The sequence below is a fragment of the Flavobacterium poyangense genome (assembly GCF_011751075.1).
In the GTDB taxonomy this organism is placed as follows: domain Bacteria; phylum Bacteroidota; class Bacteroidia; order Flavobacteriales; family Flavobacteriaceae; genus Flavobacterium; species Flavobacterium poyangense.
The window spans coordinates 1-24,331 of record NZ_JAALLN010000020.1 but is presented as its reverse complement, the minus strand read 5'-3'; the positions used below and the strand labels follow the sequence as shown (position 1 = coordinate 24,331).

Annotated in this window: 15 protein-coding genes; 4 read left to right on the top strand and 11 right to left on the bottom strand. The window is 35.2% G+C overall.

The genetic code is table 11. The annotated features are described in order from the left end of the window. Positions 1-107: 107 nt before the first annotated feature. The 8 genes from G3A47_RS19945 to G3A47_RS19910 all read right to left on the bottom strand — a co-directional run bounded on the left by G3A47_RS19945 (position 108) and on the right by G3A47_RS19910 (position 15,398). Positions 108-2,012 (bottom strand): discoidin domain-containing protein, encoded by a 1,905-nt coding sequence (locus tag G3A47_RS19945; RefSeq protein ID WP_166925604.1) that lies wholly within the window; start codon positions 2,010-2,012, stop codon positions 108-110. Positions 2,013-2,457: 445 nt separating this feature from the next. After that, positions 2,458-4,758 (bottom strand): beta-glucosidase BglX, encoded by a 2,301-nt coding sequence (gene bglX, locus G3A47_RS19940; protein ID WP_166925602.1) that lies wholly within the window; start codon positions 4,756-4,758, stop codon positions 2,458-2,460. Between the two features lie 10 nt (positions 4,759-4,768). After that, positions 4,769-5,482, bottom strand: coding sequence for a carboxylesterase family protein (locus tag G3A47_RS19935; protein WP_166925600.1), 714 nt, complete (start codon positions 5,480-5,482; stop codon positions 4,769-4,771). 5 nt (positions 5,483-5,487) lie between these two features. After that, positions 5,488-6,873: a glucoamylase family protein gene (locus G3A47_RS19930; RefSeq protein WP_166925599.1), complete on the bottom strand. Its 1,386-nt coding sequence runs from the start codon at positions 6,871-6,873 to the stop codon at positions 5,488-5,490. A gap of 67 nt (positions 6,874-6,940) precedes the next feature. Beyond that, on the bottom strand, positions 6,941-7,915 hold the full coding sequence (locus G3A47_RS19925) for a LamG domain-containing protein (protein ID WP_166925597.1): 975 nt from the start codon (positions 7,913-7,915) through the stop codon (positions 6,941-6,943). 11 nt (positions 7,916-7,926) lie between these two features. Beyond that, positions 7,927-9,390 carry a RagB/SusD family nutrient uptake outer membrane protein gene (locus tag G3A47_RS19920; RefSeq protein WP_166925595.1) on the bottom strand — a complete coding sequence of 488 codons (1,464 nt, stop codon included), beginning with the start codon at positions 9,388-9,390 and terminating at the stop codon, positions 7,927-7,929. 4 nt (positions 9,391-9,394) lie between these two features. Continuing rightward, positions 9,395-12,409 carry a SusC/RagA family TonB-linked outer membrane protein gene (locus G3A47_RS19915; protein WP_166925592.1) on the bottom strand — a complete coding sequence of 1,005 codons (3,015 nt, stop codon included), beginning with the start codon at positions 12,407-12,409 and terminating at the stop codon, positions 9,395-9,397. Between the two features lie 244 nt (positions 12,410-12,653). Further along, positions 12,654-15,398: a ligand-binding sensor domain-containing protein gene (locus tag G3A47_RS19910; RefSeq protein WP_166925590.1), complete on the bottom strand. Its 2,745-nt coding sequence runs from the start codon at positions 15,396-15,398 to the stop codon at positions 12,654-12,656. Between the two features lie 750 nt (positions 15,399-16,148). Between G3A47_RS19910 and G3A47_RS19905 the strand changes: the two genes are divergently transcribed. Genes G3A47_RS19905 through G3A47_RS19895 form a run of 3 tightly spaced genes read left to right on the top strand, consistent with a single transcriptional unit; the run spans position 16,149 to position 18,673 of the window. Beyond that, entirely contained in the window at positions 16,149-16,715 is a 567-nt protein-coding gene (locus tag G3A47_RS19905; RefSeq protein WP_208328379.1) for a YceI family protein, read from the top strand. Positions 16,716-16,721: 6 nt separating this feature from the next. Further along, complete coding sequence (locus tag G3A47_RS19900; protein ID WP_166925586.1) at positions 16,722-18,113, top strand: hypothetical protein; 1,392 nt, start codon at positions 16,722-16,724, stop codon at positions 18,111-18,113. A gap of 8 nt (positions 18,114-18,121) precedes the next feature. Continuing rightward, positions 18,122-18,673 (top strand): hypothetical protein, encoded by a 552-nt coding sequence (locus tag G3A47_RS19895; protein WP_166925584.1) that lies wholly within the window; start codon positions 18,122-18,124, stop codon positions 18,671-18,673. 250 nt (positions 18,674-18,923) lie between these two features. On the opposite strand, the gene G3A47_RS19890 is transcribed toward G3A47_RS19895, so the two are convergent. From G3A47_RS19890 to corA, 3 genes are all read right to left on the bottom strand, one after another. Further along, positions 18,924-20,120, bottom strand: coding sequence for an acetate/propionate family kinase (locus G3A47_RS19890; RefSeq protein ID WP_166925582.1), 1,197 nt, complete (start codon positions 20,118-20,120; stop codon positions 18,924-18,926). Between the two features lie 95 nt (positions 20,121-20,215). After that, positions 20,216-22,309 (bottom strand): phosphate acetyltransferase, encoded by a 2,094-nt coding sequence (gene pta, locus G3A47_RS19885; protein WP_166925580.1) that lies wholly within the window; start codon positions 22,307-22,309, stop codon positions 20,216-20,218. Positions 22,310-22,371: 62 nt separating this feature from the next. Further along, positions 22,372-23,442, bottom strand: coding sequence for a magnesium/cobalt transporter CorA (gene corA / locus G3A47_RS19880; RefSeq protein ID WP_166925578.1), 1,071 nt, complete (start codon positions 23,440-23,442; stop codon positions 22,372-22,374). Between the two features lie 203 nt (positions 23,443-23,645). Here corA and G3A47_RS19875 point away from each other — a divergent pair, with 203 nt between their 5' ends. Next, positions 23,646-24,248 carry a hypothetical protein gene (locus G3A47_RS19875; RefSeq protein WP_166925576.1) on the top strand — a complete coding sequence of 201 codons (603 nt, stop codon included), beginning with the start codon at positions 23,646-23,648 and terminating at the stop codon, positions 24,246-24,248. The last annotated feature ends 83 nt before the right edge of the window (positions 24,249-24,331 follow it).

Sequence of the window (24,331 nt, the reverse complement as noted above, 5' to 3'; positions counted from 1 at the left end):
GTTGTGAGTTGTGAGTTGTGAGTTGTGAGTTTTCATTTTTAACTTTGAACCATGAACTAAAGACTAAGGCTATCAAAACGCAAAATAGAAATTGTACTGTTATAAATTTATTTTACCTCCATAATTTTATTTTTAGGTCCAATACCATTTTCGTTAAAAGCTTCAATTGCAAAATAATATTTAGTCCCTTTATCTAAACCTCTAAAATCATACATACTATCGCCATAAACCATTATAGAATTATACAATTTATCGGGAGCAGTTCCGTAATAAATAGTGTAGCCCACAGCATCTGCCCTCTTTGCCCATGAAATCATCGCATTACGGGAATCAACTCTATTTCTTTTTACTTTAAAATCAGAAACTGCTTTTGGCTTTTCTGCCAATCCATTTCCAAAAACTCTAAAATCTGAAACAGCAAACAGTCCCGATGCATTGTGAATATTGACCATTTTTACATATCTGGCTTTAATTGGTTTTGTCAGCTCAACATAATCATGAGGAACGTCTTTATCATTCTTTGATTTATCTACCACTAAAGTCCAGTTTTGGGCATCATCGGACATATATATTTGATACTGATAATAAATATCCATCGCTTTATTGTACTGCGTTGCCTTATGATCTGCATAATTAATTTGAAGAGCCTTAATTTCCATCTTTCTTTCTAAATCAAGTTGCAACCACTCCCCCGGATTATCTGACGTTGCAGACCAGTAGGTCTGAATATTCTCGTCGGTTAGGTTGGAAGCATCGTAACAGATTTTTTCATATACTTTTTTACTTCCATTGTCTACTCGATGTGTTTCTACTTCATTACAAGCTTCGGAAGAAGATACTGTCACCGGTTTTTTATACGAAAGCAACATCCAGCCTGAGAATGCTCCTTTGGTTTGGTCTCGCTGTTCGGTGGGCAACATAATCGGAAAATCACCATATGACGTAATAGAATACATTACCTCATCTTTATCAAATCCGGCCGGAAACATATCGATACGACGCTCAAAACGGTCTTTTATAGATATTTTACAGGTACCCGTGTTCCAGTAATTCCCATAATTGTCGGCAAAAGTATTTCCGTGCCCTGCTCCGATTACAAAACCTCCGGGTTTGTAAGACATCGGATTGTGTTTTTGATAGACAAATGGCCCTAAAGGATTATCTCCTACGTGAACTCCATTTGCATATCCTTTAAACTCAGTAGCGGGTGCTCCGTATTGCATGTAATATTTTCCGTTATGTTTGGTCATCCAGGCTCCTTCAATAAAATTGCCCCATGGAGCGGGTTCCATATCATTATTTGGCCCAAAACGCTCCCAACCGTGTGCAGCAGGATCTAACCCGACAACTGCTTTTGCTTGTCCATATGGTTGCTGAATATCTTCGACTTCTGTTGCAGCGTACAATTTGGCGTAGTCGGCCTGATTCCCTTTTGGAAGCCAGGTAGCATAATCTACTTCTACACCAACAAGTGGTAATTTTCCGCTTGAACCATAGTACATATACACTTTTTTATCATCGTCCTGAAAAATAGCAGGATCCCAGGTTGGCAGCATTGCAGTATTGACATGTCTGGTCCATCTTCCTGATTTTGGGTCAGCGGTTTTCCAAACAGGATGGTCTTTTTTCCAGGTTGAACCTACATAAAATAGCGTATCATTTACCACCCAGGCAGCGGGAGCACATTGATCATCGTCCCCCGGATTTCTCTGAAAACTGCCATAAACAAATTTCCAATCCGACATGTCTTTGCTCCAAAAAAAACCGGCTTGATTGGTGGCAAATAAATAATACTCCCCTTTATAAGTAATAATCACAGGATCGGCGCTCGAACGACGGGATTCGGGAATACCATTATGATTCTTAGTGGTGTAATTGTATCCAATATTGATCGGATTACAATAGGTTGATGCTTTTACATTTGGATCAAACCATACTGTTTTTTGCGCCCGAATATTCACATTGACTCCAATGAGAAGCATTAAAAGGGGCATTAAATAAAGCTTTTTCATTTTTTATCTTTTTACTTCTGTTTTTTTACATAAAACTCTGGGGAGAAATTCCAATAGGGAAATTCCAAATTCCAAATGTCATCCTGAGCGGAGCCGAAGGGCAAATTCCAAAAAAAACTAAATCTGTTTCGATAACGGCTTTTTTTTTGCCACAGATTTCACTGATTAAAATGATTAAATCCTTGAAATCTTTTTAATCTGTGAGAAAAAAAATAACCCAATAGGTTTAAGAAATTCCAAATCAAAAATTCCAAATTCCAAATGTCATCCTGGACGAAGCCGAAGGGTAAAATCTAAATTCCAAATTCCAAATTCAAAAATCTAAAATCTAAAATCTGAAATCTGAAATCTGAAATCTGAAATCTAAAATCTGAAAATTGCATTTTGAATTAAAAAAAGGCCCTTCGCTAGCGAGGCGAAGGGCCAACCAATAGAAACAAACCAACTATTTAGTTAACTCAAAACTAACTTTCTTATCGGCATTTGAATTTGTTCCTACGAAAACATCAAACTGCCCGGGTTCTGCTACAAATTGTAAGTCAGAATTATAAAATTTTAAATCTTCAACCGTGATTTCAAAAGTCACCGTTTGTTTTTCTCCTTTTTTAAGCGTTATTTTTTGGAATCCTTTTAATTCTCTAACCGGTCTTGTTACCGATCCGACTAAATCTCTGATGTATAATTGTACGGTTTCTTTTCCATCAAAATTTCCTGTGTTGGTAACGTCAACGGTTACCTCAACTTTTCCATTGAAATTCATTTTATCTGATGAAATTTTCAAATTTGAATATTCAAAAGTGGTATAACTCAACCCAAAACCGAATGGGAATAAAGGTTCGTTTCTTTCATCAATATAATTCGATCTGAATTTTTCGAATTTCCCTTCGGTGTTTACAAGTGGTCTTCCTGTATTTTTGTGCGCATAATAAATAGGCACTTGTCCTACGCTTCTTGGGAAAGTAGTAGTAAGCTTTCCTGAAGGATTAACCTCTCCGAATAAAACATCAGCAATTGCGTATCCAGCCTCGCTTCCTGCAAACCAAACATTCAAAATAGCCGGAACAGTTGCATTTTCTTCATTTAATACTAACGGACGACCATCAAACAAAACCAAAACAACCGGTTTTCCGGTTTTAAGCAAGGCTTGCAATAAATCTTTCTGAGCTTGTGGAATCTCCAAATTAGTACGACTGCTGGATTCTCCGCTCATCTCTGCAGATTCACCAAGAGCGGCTACAATTACATCCGATTGACTGGCTACTTTTAATGCTTCTGCCAATAATTCTTCTTTAGAGCGACCATCACGATGTAATGTTTTACCAAACATCGTCGCCTTAGTTTCAAAATCTGCATCATAATCTAAGTTACTTCCTTTAGCATATAATACTTTAACTGAAGATCCGGCAACTTCTTTAATACCTCTTACTAAAGATACCGCGTTTTCCATTCTTGTAGCGACACTCCAGGTTCCCGGCATGTTTTCTTTCGCATCTGCCAAAGGTCCGATAAGAGCAATTGTTCCTGATTTTTTAAGTGGTAATACCTGATTCTGGTTTTTTAACAAAACCAAAGACTGCGCTGAAATCTCACGTGCTTCTTTTCTGTTGTTAGCCGTAAAAATTTCTGTTTTGGCTCTGTTAACATCGCAATATTTATAAGGGTCTTCAAACAATCCTAAGTCATATTTTGCTTCTAAAATAAGCTTAACAGCATTATCAATTTGTTCGATTGTTACCCTTTTTTCCTCTAAAGACTTTTTAAGAGTGCCTAAAAAACCTTCTCCAACCATATCCATTTCAACACCGGCATTCAAAGACATCGCAGATACATCTTGCAAATTTCCCATTCCGTGCTCAATCATTTCAGGAATACCGGTAAAATCTGTCACTACAAATCCTTTAAAACCCCATTGTTTTCTTAAAACATCGGTCATCAACCACTTATTTCCTGTTGCGGGAATACCATCAATTTCATTAAAAGAGGCCATTACAGAGCCTACTCCTGCATCGACAGCCGCTTTGTATGGAGGGAAATAATCATTAAACATTCTGATATGGCTCATATCAACCGTATTGTAATCACGTCCGGCTTCGGGTGCGCCGTATAAGGCAAAGTGTTTCACACACGCCAAAATGCTATTGTTTTTTGACAAATCCTTTTGTTGATATCCGTTTACCATTGCTTTTGCAATCTGACTTCCTAAGTACGGATCTTCACCGGAACCTTCAGAAACTCTTCCCCAACGCGGGTCACGGGAAATATCAACCATTGGCGAAAAGGTCCAGTTGATTCCATCGGCACTTGCTTCTTGAGCTGCAATACGGGCACTTCTTTCAATTAAACCCATATCCCAGGTACACGATAATCCTAACGGAATAGGGAATGTTGTTTCGTAACCGTGAATAACATCCATACCAAATATCAATGGAATTTTTAAACGGCTTTTTTCAACAGCAATCTTCTGTACTTCTCTAATTTTTTGAACTGATTTTATATTGAACAAACCACCCACTTTACCCTCAGCAATATTTTTTGCAACATTTGAGCTATTTGCCTGCCCTGTTGTGATATCGCCGGATGTCGGTAAATTTAACTGACCTAATTTTTCGTCCAGCGTCATTTTAGAAATTAACTCTGCCACAAATTCAGACTTCGGTTTAATTTTTACTGTATTTTTAGTGTTCTTTTTCTGAGCGTAACCCAAAAAAGCACATCCTAAAAAAAGTAAGACTAATTTGTTTTTCATTCTATTCTTTTTATTTGTTTGTATTCGTTTTTATCTGTTTAAACATCCACTCATAAATTTCGGGATTGTCATAAACTCTTGTCCAACTGTCATGTCCTGCATCGTCAAAAATGATTAATCGAACATCTTTGGCCTCGCATTTTTTTAGTTCTTTGTAAACCGTCACTGCATAATCAACATTTACAACATCATCTAATAAACCATGGTAAATTTGGGTTGGAACAGATGCTATTTTGCATATCTCTTCTAACGGAATCAAATCGACGAAACCTGAAATAGGCACAATTGCCGCAAACAAATTCGGATGTGAAAGCGCTAAATTCCATGCAGCCCAACCTCCTGAACTTAAACCCGTAACATAAATCCGGTTCGAATCTATAGCGTTCTCTTTCCTGACTTTCATGATCAATTGGTAAATAGATTCTATGTCCCAATTTTCATTCTCTTTGCATTGTGGAGCAAGAACATAAGCGTCTAATTCCTGTGTTTTCAGATACTTTAAAGGCCCATGAATTTTGACCTTTTCAATCTCAGTTCCTTTTTCCCCATCTCCTGAAATAAAAACTATTAATGGCTTATTCTCTTTTGTATTAGCCGGCTTGTGCAACACATAACCTAATTCATACTGAGTCACAACAACTGTTTTTAGCTTTCCGGTTACGTCTTTTTGCGCAAAACCAAATACTGTAAAAAGCAACATCAATAGTGTTATTTTACATTTCATGCCGGTTAGATTCCGTATTTACCTGATTTAAATCCAAGTTTGATCAAACCTTGTTTCGTATCTGCGGCATTCATAAATAATTTCCATAATAAACCACTTCTGTAATTTTCGATCATTGGTGCAATCGTTCCCTGATCTATGGCCAGATAACGAGGCGTTACCCAATTATACTGTGGCGAAAAAGCATCATAAGGCCCTGCAATACCAACATATTTTGCTTTGTTTTCATCATACAGATAATGCAAAAATTTCATTGATTCTGCCGGTGTAAAAGGAAAAGAAGACAATGCAGCCGTAGGAGAAATTACGCCAGTATCATTATTAGGCTGATGTGCAGTGTAACCAGTGGTACCATCTGTATTGCGGGTATAACTTGCGGTAAGTCCCCAACATTTATCAGAGTAGTCTTTCCATTTTTTCGGGTTAGCAATACTATATTGAACCATAATTTTAGCATGATTCTGAGTCAATTGCCAATAATCGGCATATTTATCACTCAAATTATTCGGGTCTAAACCCAAATAAGAATAGTGTGACCAAAACATTGGCCCAACAGTACCCGGAGCACCATTATAACTCAAAACAACCGGTAATCCGTATTGCGAACTACTACTTACAATAGCTCCGTTTCTCGCCCAGGCCTGGTGATAGGCTTCCGCAGAAATTGGATGTGTTGGCGATGCTGCTGCCATTACATACGTAATTAAACATTCGTTGTATCCTTCAAGTTTAAAATTCATTTCCCATCCATAATTAGGAGACCAATGCCAGTACAAAGCGTTCTCACCTTTTGTGTACCAATCCCACTCTACTCCTTTCCAAAGTTCATCTGCTTTTGCAGCTAATTCTTTTTCGGTGGCTGTTCCGTTTTTAAAATACTCTCTGATGGTAATCAATGCCTGACAAACAAAAGAAGTTTCAACTAAATCGCCACCATTATCTTTTGTTCCAAACGGAATTACTTTCCCTGATTTATTATCCATCCAATGTGGCCATGCGCCGTGAAAACGTTCTGCTTTTTCAAGAAAATTTAAGGCTGTTGTAAGTCTGGAAACCGCTTCGGTTCTTGGCAAAAAACCTCTTTCTATACCTACAACAATGGTCATTAAGCCAAATCCTGAACCTCCGGTAGTTATAATATTCGATTCAAAACCGGGATCTTCGGTAAGGTATCTTTCTCTGGCCAATTTTGAAGTAGGATCAGCATAATCCCAAAAATATTTAATAGCGTCTTTCTGTACCTGATCCATTGCTTCTGCATCTGTTAGAGGTTTGGTCGGTACTGTCGGATTTGTTGGTAATGGAGTTCCTCCTGATGTGCCTTCGGGAGGAGAGGATGAACACGAGTTGAAAAACCCCAGAAAAGCGATTACGTATATTGAAATTTTCATTCTTTATAAAATTTTATGAATTAAAAATACACCCGGAGTATAATGCTCCAGGTGTGATAAAAAATATCTATCTGTTGTCTTTTTCAAGTTTATACAAAGAACGAACCTCATTTGAAGCAAGTGCTGCGTTATAAATTCTAAATTCATCCAACAAACCCGCATAACTTGTTGCCCAATCTTGCGGGCCGCCATTGTTTTGAGGTGGAGTTGTAGCAAACTGATGCGTTCCAAAAACAATTTTGCCATTGGTCCCCACCATCTTAAATTCTCCATATTTTGGAGCATTATTCATATTGTTAATATCACCCGGATTATCTGCATACAAAGTAGCCGGACCTTTTACTCCTGCAGCAGGTGCATAAGGAAATCCTCCCAAATTAGGAGCTACTTCACCATTTACGTAAGCAGAAACAGTACTTTTAGTAGCATCATAAGAGAAAACTACATGAACCCATTTGTTTAAATTCCCGTCAATATTTACAAAAGCACTCTGTCCTCTCCAGGCAACACCATCTCTACCATTTTCTAAACCAAATTTTAATCGGATACGATCCGGAAAAGCTGTGTCCGGGTTTTCTATAAACACGTTTATTCCTCCCCAAAATTCTGTTGGTCGAACTATAGTGAAAATTCCCTGTGCTCCTTTGCCCTGACCCGGTGTTGCAGGAGCAATTGTATTGGCACTGTTCATCCAAAAAGAAAAAGTAAAACTGTTTAGTCCCGTAATTGCAGCAGTTGCATTTCCAACGAAATAACGAGCTTCTGAACCGGAACCGCGGTAGGCGCTTCCTTTTACCCCTGTTGTATACCCAATATTAGTTTCCAGAGGGTTGCTAATATTACCCTTACTGTCGGTCAGATTATTATCGAAACTAAATTTCGCAACTAAATTGCCCGCAGCCACATCATCTGAACTGTCAAACCCCCCAATAGATTCGTATGGTATTGGACTGTTAACTTTATCTATACTATCTTCGCAACCCGTAAAAAGTGCCGATGCTGCGACAGAAAAAAGCAAGAAAATATATTTATTTTTTTTCATTTTGTTAGTTTTTAAAGGTTATCGTAACCAGGGTTTTGCTGTGATAGATTTCCTGCTTCTCTTAAAAAAGCCGCCGGTATCGGGAACAATTCGTGTCTGCCAACGATAAAGTTTTTTCCATCGATATCAAAAGCAGCTTTGGCTTGCCCTGTGCGCACTAAATCAAAGAATCTGTCATGCTCAAAAGCCATTTCAACTCTTCTTTCTTTCCAAATTGCAATTCTTACATCTGCCTGAGAAACCGCTGACGTTTCTCCTAAATTTGCTCTAAGTCTGATTTTATTTAATAAAGGGATAGCCTGATCTGTCTGTCCTAATTCATTTAAAGCTTCCGCTTTCATTAATAAAACTTCGGCGTATCTCAGGTATTTGATATCTACATCCGTTTCCCATGCATTTGTGTAAAGTGATGAATACGCTTTGTAGTTGTATCTTTCGTTCTCTACTGTGTTAGGGATAATTCTACCATCGTATAAAGTACTGCCTCTAAAGATGATAGTAGCATTTTTTCTAACATCTCCCGGCTCATAGGCATTTACTAAACTTTGCGATGGTGAATTGAAACCCCATCCCCAACCACCGGTACCACGAGCACCTTGTGTGTTAGAATACCCTTCTATACCTTTAGAAGGAACAGCTCCATGCGCATAAATTTCGAAAATAGATTCAGAATCAAATTTCCCGGAGGCTTTAAACATAGAAGCATAATCATCAACAATAGAATATCCTGTTACCTTATTGCAATTATCAACTACTTGTTGCCATTTCTTTTGATATAAACTCACTTTTGCCAATAACGCATAAGCCGCTCCTTTTGAAGCTCTTGCTCTTTCTCCGCCTGCATAGGCCCCTTTTTCAGGCAATGCAGCTATTGCGTCATTTAGATCACTTTCAATAAAAGCATATACTTCGGCAACCGGTTTACGGGTTAATTGCATAATTCTGTCTGAATCGGAAACAGGAACTGGTAAATGGTCAATAATTGGAACTCCTCCATAACATTTTACCAAAGTAAAATACATAAATGCTCTCAGGAATTTTGCCTCACCAGCTAATCTTGCTCTTAAAGCAGGACTGGCTTTATCTAATTTTGGCAAAATATTTAAAGCTTGATTACATCTGTTTATTCCATCGTAATTGGCTCTAAAAGTACTCTCGGCAGACGGATTTGATGCATTATAAGTTAAAGCATCTAATACATCTTTGTCCGTTCCTGTGTCTCCGGGAGAGGAGCCTTTGTCTGCATCGTCAGAAGTAATACTCGAAAGACCGATCCAGCCAAAAGAAGTCATATCCCAATTTAAAAACTTGTTGTAAATTGAGGTTACGAATGTAGCAGCTCCTGCATCATTATTGAACAATTCTACATCATCTGTAGAAATAGATTCAGTTGGGTCCACATCCAGATAATCGTCTGCACATCCCGAAAAAAAGAAGGCTGATACTACAAACGCTGTTATATATATTTTTTTCATGATATTAAAATTTTAGGTTAGCACCAATTACAAATGATCTCAAAGTTGGATAAGCATCTAACTCTACTCCCTGAAGTTTGTACGGATCTCCATCGCCATTTAATTCAGGAGAGAATCCTGAAAATTTTTGCGTTATAAATGGGTTGATCGCGTTTACATAAATTCGGCAAGAAGTAATAAAACTATCGCTTTGCAACGGTAATTTATATCCCACAGTAATGTTATTGATTCTAAAGAAATCACCAGATTCCAAATAATAAGTAGAAGCAACAGGTACCTGATTAAATGCTCCCGGATTAGAAGCGTTCAAATTGTTTGGAGTCCAGAAATTAGTCGCCAAAGACTCTTCGATGTTTTCACCTGAAAAACGTTGCGCTTTTTTACCGTTATACACCTTTGCTCCTGACGTTCCATAACCATCAACAGAAAAATCAAAGTTTTTATAAATAAGTCCTAAAGAAACTCCGTAATTAGATTTTGGTAAAATAGAGCCTACGTATTTTTTATCTGTAGCGGCATTTAAAGCATCTTGGGTCACTTTATTTCCTGCGGCATTATAGTAAAGCATATTTCCGTTTGCAGGATCAAAGCCCGCATATTCGTAGATATAAAAACTTCCCAGAGGCTTTCCTAATGAACTAGCGTCAAGCAATTTCGTATCTTGTCCATTTCCTAAACCACCACCAACAACCGGGGATAGAGTTACATTTCTTAGACTGCTAAGCTCATTCTTATTGTTTGAAAAATTTCCACCAATCCAATAGCTGAAATTTTCATTAATTTTATCATCCCAACGCAGAGAAATTTCATAACCTTTGTTAGAAACTTCACCAACATGTCCCGGAGATTCAGCTGTTATTCCCGAAGTCAATAACGGTCTTGTAAAAAGAATAACATTCGTTGAGTTTTTATCATAGACATCAAACGACCCTTTAAGCTTACTCTGAAAAAGTTCAAAATCTAAACCTATTGAAGATTCTTCTGTTATTTCCCAAGACAAACTTGGATCTATTTGAGAATTGATCGTTGTTCCTTCGTTAAGAATAGAACCTCCTAAGTAAGAAGTTTGACCCGAAGTATAACTTGCTCTGTTAAGTGGTACATTTTGATTTCCTAATCTACCCCAACCTCCTCTTAATTTTAAGAAATTGATTGCTTTCACATTTGCCATAAAGTTCTCTTTGGTGATTACCCACCCCAAACCAAAAGCTGGAAAGTTTCCCCAACGGTAATCTTTTCCAAAATTGGAAGATCCGTCACGTCTAATCGTACCGGTAAACAAATACCTGTCCATCAATTTGTATTGAAAACGACCAAGATAGGATGCTAATTTTATTTCATTAAAAACCTCATCTTTGTAACTGGTTACATTTGTAGCATATTCCACATCTTTTAAGGACCAATAATTAGAATCTGCATTTACATTTTTTCTAACGATAGTCAGTTTTTCTCTGGCTCCTTTCACACTTGTTTCGATACCGGCGGTAACCTCAATATCATGAATTTCTCCAAAAACTTTATTGTATGTTAAATAATTAGAAAGGTTCCAATTGTAGTATTGCTCTCTCCCTTTTGTAAGTGTATTAATATTAGCAGTAGGAAACGTTTTTTCATAATCACTTGCTAATTTATCAGGATTTGCAGCCAGCCAAATATTTTTGTTGTCTTCATAATTATACTGTTTCCATGTATAATATTCACCGTTAAACTGCGAAGTAAATTTTAAGGATTTCAGAATTTCATAATCTAATTTCAAACCACCTTGAAGTGTAACACTTCTTTGTTCTTCATCAAAAAAGTTCAACTGTGCCACAGGATTTCCTACATTATTAAATGAAGATCCTGTCTCGCTGGCAAAGCCATTCTCACCAATTCTTGACACACCATATTTCCCGTCAGGAAAATAAACGGGTACCAAAGGAGATTGTTTATAAGCATTTGTAAAAGCAGATAATGGTTTTGGAGTTGATTTAGAAGAGGTAAAGCTAAAGTTCTGACTAAGAGTCAGCTTTTTAGAAATTTTATATTCATTATTGTTTCTAAAAGTCGTACGGCCAAAATCCAGACCGTTCATAATTGCTTTTTCTTCATAGTTTCCTAAACTAAAAAAGTATTTAATATTTTCTGAAGCTCCCGAAACAGAAACGTTATTTTGTGTATAAGTTCCTGTTCTGGTAATTTCGTCAAACCAATCTGTATTGACAGGCTGATCTTGAGAAAAAGTAGTCGATTGCAACGCTGAATTAGTATAATGAGCATATTTATTACTACCAGCCATTTTTACTTTTTTGAGAGGTGATCTTACACCGGCAAAACTTTCTATTTCTACAGAAACTTTATCTCCCGTGCCTTTCTTAGTCGTTATAATAATAACTCCATTTGCAGCTCTCGTACCATAAATCGCCAATGCCGAAGCATCTTTTAAGATATCATAAGAAGTAATGTCATTAGCATTAATATTATTAATATTTTCTGTTGGCATTCCGTCTACAATGTATAAAGGAGTCCTTCCTCCTCTTGCAGTACCAAGACCTCTAATAATTACAGATGGTGTACTTCCGGGTAAATCAGAAGAAATAACCTGTACACCGGCTGCTTTACCTTGTATAGCTTGCGAAGCATTAAGTACTTTAGTTTTTGTGATTTCTTCAGATTTCAAAGAGCTGATAGCGGTTGTATTATCAACTTTCTTTCTGGTACCGTATCCAATTATAACGACTTCTTTTAAAGCAGTATCACCGGATTCTTTTAAAGATATCGTCATTTGCCCTGTAGTGGCTGATACAGAAACTGAATCAAATCCTAACATAGAAACCTTCAAAGTCTCTCCAACTTTAGCATTAATCGTAAAATTTCCGTCGAAATCAGCGTCAGCAGAAGTTTTGGATTCCGATGCAGTAATAATTGCTCCGGGGATACCCATTCCGCTGCCGTCCACTACTTTTCCTTTGATTGCCTGTCCGGACATATAGGCCGGAAGCAGCAAGAGCGCTAAAAAGCTAAAAATAAAATTTTTCATACAGTTTGTAATCGTTTAAGTTAGTAGAGCCAAATTAAGCAATTACAACGTTGTAGTACATCAAACAGCACTACTACACAGCTACATCACTATGGCAAAAACTAAATATAACAAACTGTAAATCAACAAAATACAAACCACTAAAATTCCTTTAACATAACGTTATGATGTAGTAATGATGTATTAGAATAATCTAAAAAAAGAATTAAAAAAGTACTAGATGTTTAAAAAATACAACGGAATCTTACAGACTTAATAAAAACTTTGACAGGTTTTCATCCTGAGTCAGGTCTAATTTCTTTCTGAGACGATATCGGTGTAATTCTACGCCTCTGAAGGAGATGTTCATCATAGGCGCGATTTCCTTTGAAGAAAGGTTCATTTTAAGATAAACACAAAGTTTTATATCTTTTGGAGTCAGATTTGGAAATTTCTTTGTGAGGTTAATGATAAACTCATTGTGAATTTGATTCAGATTAGTTTCAAAAATTTCCCATTCGTGTTTATTTACTTCATTGATTTTAATTGCTTTTTTAATTTCACTTTTAAGCTTATTAAAATCCTTTTCAGAATCCAAAATATTCTGAATATTTTCGATCATTTCGCTCTGCTTGGCAATCGACAATGATTTACCGGCAACCTCAGAGGATTTGGTTTGTAGTTCCAATTCCAGAATATGTTTTTCATATTCCTGAATATTCAACTCATTCTCTGTTTTTAATTCCATCTCCAGAATTTCTCTTTGGTGCTTTAATTCTTCAGCCTGCAATTTTAATTTTTGGGTATAACGCAGCTTATTCCATTTGTAGTAAAAGAACAATATAGTTCCTATACCTATTAAATAAAGTAAAATCATCCAAAGTGAAAAATACCAGGGTTGTGCTACTTTAAAATCAAACTCTGATACTTTGTCATAACTGGCCCCGTCATGTTTGTAAATAACAACCGAATGATAACCGCTACTTAAGTTATTTAATAAAATCACCCCGTCTGAGATCGGAGCAAAATCCTTATTTTTATCTAGCTTGTAAAACAGATTAGGTTTACTTGCTCCGTAAATTCCGGAGATCACATTTACTTTAAGCTCTTTATTGAATTTAATCTTAGAATCGTCTGCAACCAAAATTCCCTCGCTAAAGGCTTCCACTCGTAACGTTTTATGCTGCTTGTTTATGTATTTTAACTGAAGTGAAATAAAACCGTCATCTAAATTTAACAGATAATGGTTCTTATTTTTAAAAATCCTTAAATTCTCATTAATCAACTTTCCTTTATAATACTTCTCTTGAATAATGTTCCATACAAATTTATTACCGACTGCATAAATATGATACAAAATTCCATTTTGAAGTACCATAAAATGATCCTCATCTATGGCTACAACATCTGTAACATTTTTGAAATTGGTATTAAATAATTCATTCTTTTCCAACTTATTGCTGATTGAATTATAGGTGTACCATGAATTATTAATTAGAAAAAGTATTTCTTTTCTAAACTCAAAAATCTTAATACCAAAATCATTTTTTATTTTGCTTTGTTGCGTAACGTTCTCTACTTTTTTAGTATTGTAGTTATCATCTAACAGAACATGATACAATCCGCGATAGTTATCGGCTGCCCAAATCTCATTTTTTTTATTCTGCGCCACATACTTTATCGGTTTTATAAGACCTTTTATGATTTTATACTTAGATAAATTTGACAAATCATCGTAGACTAAAATACCGCTGTAAGTCGATTGAAAATAGGTATTATTAATTGTGCTTTTAGACAGATTCCACCCCCCGCTGACAATACTTATTTTACTCATTACACCATTATCGTAAGAGAACGTTCCGTCATTGTGGCCAATAATAAACTTATCGTCAATTTTAGTAATATTCCAGCCTTGTCCCTGGGTATTGGGCATCATCTTAAACTTACCGACACCAAACTCAAAAATACCGTGATTTGAAGCTATTAGATAACCATTATTGGTGTTTGCAACAGAATAAACCGATCCCAGAATTCCTGTATTATCATAAAAAATTGATATCGGAGAATTTACTTCAATGTGAGCAATACCGTTATCTAAACCAAGCCATAAATCATCTTCTTTGTCAAAACCAATACTTAAAATGGAATTATTCATTAAAACATTATTCCTGTCAATGTTTTTAAACAGATTAGAATTTAAATCTAAAATAAACACTCCCTTATTCCCCGTACCAATAACCAATTTATTGCCTTTGATAAATCTGGCCACATTTATAGTCGTTGATTTTAATGTCTCATTTAAGGGGTTGTCCCAAGGTTTAAGTCCATTTTTCTGAACAATAAAAACGCCTTTTTTTTGTGTAAAAATGTACGTTTCGTTATTGTATTTTTCAATGGCGTGAACCACTGTATTTTTTAGAATATTCCATCCTTTCGGATTGGCTATGTTTTTACCGTTCAGCTTATAAACACCACCCTTAACAGATGCTACATAAAGATTATCATCTACAGGAAAACAGTATGATATCAGAGATGGAAACTTAATTTTTTGAATGGTTTTCCTGTCATAAATAAAGACATCGTTAAAGGATTGAAAGTAAAGTGATCCCTTGAATCTGAATATCTTCCAGATCTCTTCATTGTCTTTTTCATCAAACAGACGAAGATTTTTGGTAATCGAAACATAATGCATTTTGCCATCCTTACGATACCAATAGCCAAATTCTTTATAAGATCCGGAATATATTTTATCTCCTTCAATTAAAATAGAACGAATAATCGTTTTATTAGGCAGTGTATATTTCTCCCACATTACACCGTCGTAACGCAGCAAATAATGATTGTTTGCAAAATACATGGCATCATCTTTCCCTTGGGCAACATTCCAGATCTGATTATCTCCCTGGTAATCTGATTTACTGTAATTTTCAACAAAAGGAAGTAATTCTTGTGCCTGAATTTGAGAAGCAATGAAGAAAAAGAAAAATAATTTTAAAAGTGTGGATTTCAAAATATTCGGTTTTATATTCAAAGATACTCACAAATATTTAATTTTTTATGTGACACTAAACAGTCTGTTCTTTTGTCACAAATTTGCTCTGTAACTTGATACATTTCATCACTTGTTTTTACAATTCCTATTATTCTTATTTCTAAAATCTTTACTAACCCTTTCTATTTTACCGGACTCTTTTTTCACTAAAAAAATTGCTTGGTTCGCTTTGCTCATTAGCTGAGTTTCATCCAAAAATACTTCAGAAAACTATTTTTATAAAATCAAAAACTTTTTTATAGGGTTTAGAGAGTACTCGTTGAAACTTATGAATCATAAAAAAGCCATTAGCCTACAATACAGCTACTTAGCTTTATTAGCAAAAATAAACTTGTTAAAAAACAAACAAATAAGGGTAAAAATAGTATATTTTTTTAGTACACATTTACTATGTTTTATTTATTTTCGTTAAAAAATAAGTTAATTCATTCAAAAATTAACAGATATGCAAGAAAATTATAAATTTTATTTTTCACAGTTTTAAATGCCAAAAAGAGTGATATTTTTTATTGTAGTACAAACAAATGGAAACGAAGTTCAATTCTGACAATTGTCAGGAACGCAAAAATTCCAAACGTTAAATACTACTCAAAGCAGATCTAAAGGAGCTGCCTGTTTTTTCACAAGACCTCTTAGGAATCGGCTGCAGATTCAAAAATCAGTCGACTATTAGATAATTACCTTAATTAACAACCAAAAAAAATGAAAATGAAAACAAAAAAAATCAAATCTATTTTCTTAACCGTTATCTGCTTAGGAATTGCCTTCTATGCCAAAGCTCAGAAAAATTACACTGTAGATACAAAATCACTATTTTCAGTAACCGGAACCTCTACTTTACATGACTGGGAAATGAAATCTGATACCGGCACGGGTACAGCAAACATAACAACCTTGAATCATAAAATAACCGAAATCAACAGTCTTACTATTACACTTTTAGCAGAAAGTATAAAAAATGAAAAAAAAGGCATAAACAAAGCTGCTTACGAAACACTAAATACTAAAACACATAAGAACATAAAATATGTTTTAAAATCTGCAGAAAAAGTAAATGAATCTACCTGGAATTTAACCGGAATCTATACCATAGCAGGAGTTAGTAAAGAATATAAAACTCAGATAAAAACAAGCTTTGTCAATGAAATCATAAACTTACAAGGGGTTCAAAAAATAACTTTTGCCGATTTCGGAATGACTCCTCCTAAAGCATTATTAGGAACAATTAAAACCGGTAAAGACCTTACGATCAATTTTAACCTCTTTTTAAAATAAGCACTAATGAAAAAAATTTATATTCTGGCGATAACTTTAATACATATTACTACCGTAACAGCTCAGGACAGATTCGGTCAAATTCAAAATCTGATTCCACGTAACAAAGAGGGAATCAATCAATTTGATGTAAAAAAAGACAGCGTTAAGTTTAAAGGATTGAGTGTTGATTTAGGAGCTGCTTTTGCACTGCAGTTTCAGGGATTAAAGTCTTTTAATGATCACAACTATACTTCTGATCAATACAAACTAAATAACCTTGAGAATAATTTTAATTTACCGAACGCAAATATGACTATTGGAGCTCAATTGTTTGACGGGGTTCGTGTAAATTTAGATATTTATCTGGCTTCAAGGCACCATAACGAAACTTGGGTAAAAGGTGGTTACTTACAAATTGACAAATTAGATTTTATCAAGAAAAATTTTCTGTCCGATTTTATGCAGTACGCCACTATCAAAATCGGTCAAATGGAAAACAATTATGGTGATGCCCACTTTAGAAGATCCGACAATGGAAATGCACTGATGAATCCTTTTATCGGTAACAATATCATGGATGCATTTATTACCGAAATGGGTGCTGAGATTTATTACAACCGAAGTAGCTTTGTCAGCATGATTGGTGTAACCAATTCTAAAATGAATCAAAATGTTAAAGAAATTGTTCCTGCTCCAACAACCCCTGCTGCCCCCGATCAAAACACAACCATTAGCCCTACCATTCTCGCTAAAATAGGTTATGACAAACAACTTGACGCTGATCTAAGAGTCAGGCTTACAGGTTCTTTATACCACACGGCCAATTCCAGCGGTAATTTATACTCTTCTGATAGAGCCGGAAGCCGTTTTACAGGTGTAATGACACATGCCGCTTCGACATTTGATCCGGATAATAATCCGGCCACTCCTCCTATCTCTATTGCCGATAATTTTGACCCGGCTTCTAACCACACCACCGGAAGCTTTAATCCTGGATTTGGTAACTGGGCGACGTCTTATATGATTAACCCTTTTGTAAAATACAAAGGACTTGAATTCTTTGCAACTTTGGAGTTTGCATCAGGAGGAGATAAAAAAGGTAATGACGAAAAACGCACCGTAAACCAGTATGAAGCAGATTTGATTTACCGATTTGGTTCTTCTGAAAACTTCTTTATAGGAGGAAAATACAATACCGTGAATGGTAAATTAAATAATTCTGACTCTAAAAAAGTTTCTGTGAACAGGTTTGAAGGCAGTGCCGGCTGGTTTATGACCAAAAATATACTTGCAAAGGTTGGTTACATCAACCAAACCTATAAAAATTACGGTCAGTTTAATCCCAATGGAACTCCAAACGATTTCTTTGGCGGAAAGTTCAACGGAGTAATGTTTGAAGCTGTTATTACTTTTTAACAAATAGAATGAGAAAGTTAGTTATAATTGGAATGTTGGGTCTCGTATCATTTCTAGTCTTAGGAAGTGCCAGACCCACTTTTTACCCTGATGATACTATTTTAATTATCAAAATGATTGAAATAAAAATCAGCGGAAAATCAACGATTGGAAATTATAATTGTGATAATTCACTCTTAAAAAAAGACACCATTTTTCTAAATCTAAACAAAAGAAACAACATTGTTGCAGAAATTCCGATGCTCAGCTTTGATTGCAGACACCGAATAATGACTAAAGACTTTCAAAACACGGTAAAAGTAAAAAAATACCCCATGAGCTCGGTAACTATTTACGATATAAGAGCATACGGTAAAAACTATAAATGCAACCTTTCTTTTTTGATAACAGATAAAACTTTCAAATACAAAGACTTTATACTTAACACTTCGGGAAATAAAATTGAAGGCGTTATAAATTTAAGATTCTCCGAAATCGGACTTGAACCTCCGGTAAGAATGGCCGGCTTGATAAAAGTAAAAGATCAAATACAGATTGACTTTTTTCTGCACAAAAACTAGATTGTCTTATTTATAAAAGTCCTTCTAAAGTATATTTCGAAGATGGAATAATAACTATGAACAAGAAAAAAATCCTTTTAATCTGTTAAATCTGTGGCTATTCTTTTCTTGCCACAGATTTAACAGATTAAAAGGATTCTTATAAGTTTTTAAAATTTAACTCACCAAAATTCGGGCAATTCGTGAAATTGCTTCGCCTGTTCGCTATCGCTCGGGTCGTCGCAAAAAAACTGAAAACGAATTGTTTGTTTTAATTTTGGAGCAAGTGGTAGACCTGATTTGCAATTTCGTACTCTTCGTCTGTTGGAATAATCAGAACTTTAACTTTAGAATCAGCTTTGTTAATTTCTCTTATTTCTTTAGAGCGGATCTTATTTTTTTCATCATCAATATCAATTCCAAAATAATCCATATCCGTACAAACTAATTTACGCATATACGAGGAATTCTCTCCGATTCCTGCCGTAAAAACAATGGCATCCAAACCATTTAGTGCAGCAGTATAAGAACCTATAAACTTTCTAATGCGGTAGGCATTCATAAATAAAGCCAACTGACATTCTTTATTCCCTTTTTCGGCATTTGCCTCAATGTCGCGCAAATCACTATAACCTGTAAGCCCTAACATTCCGCTTTTTTTCTGAAGAATCACATTGATTTCATCCAGACTATAACCTAGTGTATTCGACATATAAAAAATCACGGATTGGTCAACATCACCGGCTCTTGTACCCATTATTAAACCATTTGTTGGTCCAAAACCAAAAGAATGGTCTACACTCTTCCCATTTTTAATTGCCGTCATACTACAACCATTTCCTAAGTGAATTGTGATGATATTCTCAGTGGCATGTTGAATTCCTTTTAAATATTTTACAGCTTGTCCTGAAACGTATTTATGACTTGTTCCGTGAAAACCATATACGCGAATCCTTTTTTCTGTTAGCAATTCATTTGGAATTGCAAATTTATAAGCCACTTCAGGCATCGTTTGATGAAAAGCGGTATCAAAAACAGCAACTTGATCTGCTGTGTCAAAAATCTCTTCGGCTACCGTAATACCTTCTAAATTGGCAGGATTGTGAAGTGGTGCTAAATCAAAAAGCTGTTTAATTTTGGCCTTTACTTTCTCATCAATTTTTACTGTATCTGTAAAATTACTTCCGCCATGTACCACACGATGTCCGACAGCAGTAATTTCTGAAGTCGATTTGATAACTCCTTTTTCAGCATCTAAAAGCATATTGGCTACTTTCTGCAATCCAACTTTATGTGTTGGAATTGACACTGTTTCTTCATAAGAATCAGATGCTGTTTTGAAGGTAACATTTGAAGTTTCCAAACCAATTCTGTCAATCATACCGGTACAAATTACTTCATTTGCCGGCATAACCATTAATTGATATTTTATCGATGAACTTCCTGAGTTTATAATTAATATTTTCATTGTTTTTTTTAAAGTTGCTGAGTTGTTAAGTCGCTAAGTTACTGAGTAATTCTTACAAGCAGCTCAAGTATTTTTAATTCTAAATTTTTAATTATCTACAAGCCTTGTGCCTGAATGGCTGTGATTACCACTGTGTTTATAATATCGTCTACGGTACAACCACGGCTTAAATCGTTTACCGGTTTATTCAGACCTTGTAACATTGGTCCAATTGCCAAAGCTCCCGTTTCACGCTGTACTGCTTTGTAGGTATTATTTCCTGTGTTTAAATCCGGGAATATAAGTACACTTGCCTGTCCTGCCACTTCAGAATCCGGCATTTTACTTTTCCCAACAGTTAAATCTACTGCCGCATCATATTGAATCGGCCCTTCAATTTTCAAATCAGGACGTTTTTCTTTTACAATGGCTGTCGCTGCTCTCACTTTATCGACCTCATCCCCTTTTCCGGAAGATCCTGAAGAATACGAAAGCATTGCTATTTTAGGTTCAATTCCGAAAGCCAAACTTGATTCTGCTGATGAAATTGCAATTTCTGCCAATTGTTCCGCAGTTGGATTTGGATTAATCGCACAGTCTCCAAAAACCGAAACACGATCTTCCAGACACATAAAAAATACAGAGGAAACGACCGATGAATTGGGTTTTGTTTTAATAAACTGCAATGCCGGTAAAATGGTGTGCTGCGTAGTATGTGCGGCTCCTGAAACCATTCCGTCAGCGTGACCTTTGTAGACCATCATAGTACCAAAATAAGAGACGTCTTCCATTAAATCTCTCGCCGTTGTAATGCTTATATTCTTTGCTTTTCTTAGCTCATAATAGGTATTAGCATATTCTTCGTAAAGCGGAGACTCGATCGGATTGACAATAGTGACTTTTGAGAAGTCAAAACTAAGACCAAGCTCAGTGACTTTATTTTCAATTTGTTTTTTATCTCCAATAATCGAAATATCAACCACATCCATGTCTAACAATCTTGAGGCGGCAATAATGATTCGTTCATCATTTCCTTCCGGTAGCACAATATGTTTACGATGCTGTCTGGCCCTTTTAACCATATTATATTGAAACATTTTCGGTGTCATGCCTTCTGCTTCAAAAGTGATTAACTTTTCGGACAGCGCCTCAATTTGAACGTACTTTTCAAAAGTACTAATCGAGGTTTCAATTTTATGGGTGTTATTGGCATAAATTTCTGATCTGATACTGCCAATTTTATTTGTAATATGGTAGGTTCCTTCAGCAACCGCAATGATAGGTACTACTGCCGAAAGTCCTTCAATTAACTTTAAGATGCTTTGCTCCGGAATTATATTTCCGGTAAGGATGATACCTGAAATCGATGGATAATTGGCTGATTCATTTGCCTGTAAAGCTCCTAAAATAATATCAGAACGGTCTCCTGGTGTAATTACTAAAGCATTGTTATGTAAATGCACCAAATAATTATGCAATTGCATTGCCCCTACACTGTAATGTCCGATTTGATTATTTAAATGTGTACTTCCAAACAATACCTTAGCATCTAATTGGTTGACAATTTCCTGCATTGTCGGATTGTTCAGACTTGAAATGAGCGGAATTGTATTTACCAAAACTGTACTCGGCAAACTTTTTTGCAATCCCTGCGTAACCAATTCAATATTTTCCAGTTGAACTTTATTGGCAATAACCGATAAAACTTCAACCTCTTTGACTTTAAATGAATTATAAACCAAATTAAGACTGTCTACCAATTCGTCCAGCGTTTTTCCGATTCCGGATCCGATAATTATCGTTGGAATTCCGAGGTTTTTTGCAATAAGCACATTGGTGTCTAATTCTATCGAAGTTCCTTCTCCTGTGAAACTTGTTCCTTCAACCAAAACAAAGTCAAAACGTTCTTCAAGGCGTTTGTATTTTTCGATAATTAAATCTAAAACCTCTCCGATTTTTCCTTTATTCTTCTTCTTAATTAATTTACTTTTTGTAATCGCATAAGCATCCTCAAACTTAATATCAAGGTTGAAATACGAAAGAACGGTCTCGATATGATTATCTGATTCACCATCGACAAAATCTTCAATAATAGGCCTGAAATAACCCACTTTTGCCGTTTTACCAATCAGAATACTCATCAAACCGAGTGTCATAATTGATTTTCCGCTATTTTGGTCGCTTGTAGCTATGTATATTGCTTTACTCATATTTATATTTTTAAACTTAACAAATGTACTCTATCCCGAAATTTTTAACTTCGAAATAAAAGTTAAAACCATCGTCTTTTTTTGAAATAAACAATCAATCCTATAACCAGAAAAAACATCGCAACCATGACGGAATGATATCCATACTTGTACTTAAGTTCCGGTATATTATCGAAATTCATTCCGTATACTCCAACAATAAATGTCAGCGGGATAAAGATGGCCGAAATAATGGTAAGCGTTTTCATAATCTCATTCATTTTGCGACTTTGCTCCGAAAAATAAAAATTTGACGCACTTTCTAATGAACTCATATCCGATTCAATCTGCTCTAAAAGCTCTAAACTTTTCTGATGCAGTCTGATATAAAAATTAAACGTTTCTTTTTCGATTCCGTTATCAGTATCATCGTCTTTTATAGTTTTCAAATAGTACAATGAATCTCTAAGCGGGATGATTGATCTTTTTAAAAAATTTAAATTATCGCGGTGATTTTCAATCTTTTCCAGAATAATGGGTTTGGCATCTTTTTTAGTCTCATTGATTAATTCCTCCACTTTATCTTCTTCATCTTCAAGTGTAATGTAAAAATTCTCCATTACAGCATCAAGCAATAAATACAGCAAATAATCTACTTTTTTTGTTCTCACAATGCCCGAATGGGTGCGAAGACGCTCGCGTATGTGTGTAAAGAAATCACTTCGCTTTTCCTGAAACGAAATTAAAACACCGTCTTTCAGAATAAAGCTAATCTGTTCAACACTTATATTATCTGAATATTCCGAAGGTAAAAGCGATTTTATATTGAAGAATAAAATATCTTGCTGTTCCTGTAGTTTTGTTCTTTTGGTTGTATTTAAAATATCTGCCAAAAGAAAATCGTCTACTTTAAAATGCGCTCCAATCGTTTTTATTAGATTAATATCGTTTAATCCGTGAATGTTCAGCCAGTTATTTTTGGTATAATCCACGCAGGTATTTAATGCCAAAACACTTAGCTTCTCGTATTCAACAACATCTGCATCGTCATAGACAAAAAGTTGCATCTCTGATTTATGCTCTTTATGAGAGCCCGTATACTCCAGCGTAATGTGTTGCAGCTTGCGTCCTTTCTTGTATTTTATCTTTCGCATTCAAAAATCTTTTATAGAGTAATATTACGAAAAAGAATCCGAAGGAGGAATGACAATTGTCATTTTGATAGAAGACGTTATATAAAAAATTCGTACAAATTGTAGTACTTATACTATTTTTATTTTATACGCGATATTTTTTAAACCCGACAGGTTTTAAAAACCTGCCGGGTTTAAAAAATTAAAAATTAAAACTACAAATCATGCAAATTATCGAACCTTTAGAATTTGGAAAATACTATCATATTTATAACAGAGGGATAAATAGCGAGAATCTATTTAAAGAAAACAGGAATCATGAACATTTCTTAAAACTATACAGCAAACATATAGAACCAATAGCGGAAACTCTTGCCTGGTGCCTACTCAAAAATCACTTTCATTTATTAGTAAGGATTAAAAACTTTGAAGAAATTTTGCAAAGCCATGAAGAACATGAAGTAAAAAGAATTATTGCCCCTCATCAATCTTTTGGAAATTTATTTAATGCATACACCAAAGCAATTAACAAAGGCTACAACAGACATGGAGCCTTATTTGAAAGGCCTTTCAAAAGAAAATTAATTGATAACGACTTCTACTTAAGATCCGTTATAAAATACATTCATTTTAATCCTGTAAATCATGGATTTTGCCAACACCCTATAGAGTATCCGTGGAGTTCTTATGTAACTTGTATTTCAGAAAAGCCAACCAAATTACAACGTGAAAAAGTAATTTCTCTGTTCGAAAATGTTCAGACTATTAAAACCATCCATGATGAGAAAGAAAATTTCGATTCTTTAGAACGGTTTTTGGATTTATAAATTTAATGAGTAGTCCTGAAAAAGGTTGACTGGATTAATATTTTAAAATAATTAAACTGGAATAGAATTCGTTCTGTTCCAGT

Bases quoted from the DNA above. Each gene is read 5' to 3' on its own strand.
- pta (WP_166925580.1), bottom strand. From the start codon at position 22,309: ATGAGTAAAGCAATATACATAGCTACAAGCGACCAAAATAGCGGAAAA.
- corA (WP_166925578.1), bottom strand. From the start codon at position 23,442: ATGCGAAAGATAAAATACAAGAAAGGACGCAAGCTGCAACACATTACG.
- bglX (WP_166925602.1), bottom strand. From the start codon at position 4,758: ATGAAAAACAAATTAGTCTTACTTTTTTTAGGATGTGCTTTTTTGGGT.
- G3A47_RS19930 (WP_166925599.1), bottom strand. From the start codon at position 6,873: ATGAAAATTTCAATATACGTAATCGCTTTTCTGGGGTTTTTCAACTCG.
- G3A47_RS19915 (WP_166925592.1), bottom strand. From the start codon at position 12,409: ATGAAAAATTTTATTTTTAGCTTTTTAGCGCTCTTGCTGCTTCCGGCC.
- G3A47_RS19945 (WP_166925604.1), bottom strand. From the start codon at position 2,012: ATGAAAAAGCTTTATTTAATGCCCCTTTTAATGCTTCTCATTGGAGTC.
- G3A47_RS19920 (WP_166925595.1), bottom strand. From the start codon at position 9,390: ATGAAAAAAATATATATAACAGCGTTTGTAGTATCAGCCTTCTTTTTT.
- G3A47_RS19895 (WP_166925584.1), top strand. From the start codon at position 18,122: ATGAGAAAGTTAGTTATAATTGGAATGTTGGGTCTCGTATCATTTCTA.
- G3A47_RS19935 (WP_166925600.1), bottom strand. From the start codon at position 5,482: ATGAAATGTAAAATAACACTATTGATGTTGCTTTTTACAGTATTTGGT.
- G3A47_RS19905 (WP_208328379.1), top strand. From the start codon at position 16,149: ATGAAAACAAAAAAAATCAAATCTATTTTCTTAACCGTTATCTGCTTA.
- G3A47_RS19925 (WP_166925597.1), bottom strand. From the start codon at position 7,915: ATGAAAAAAAATAAATATATTTTCTTGCTTTTTTCTGTCGCAGCATCG.
- G3A47_RS19900 (WP_166925586.1), top strand. From the start codon at position 16,722: ATGAAAAAAATTTATATTCTGGCGATAACTTTAATACATATTACTACC.
- G3A47_RS19890 (WP_166925582.1), bottom strand. From the start codon at position 20,120: ATGAAAATATTAATTATAAACTCAGGAAGTTCATCGATAAAATATCAA.
- G3A47_RS19875 (WP_166925576.1), top strand. From the start codon at position 23,646: ATGCAAATTATCGAACCTTTAGAATTTGGAAAATACTATCATATTTAT.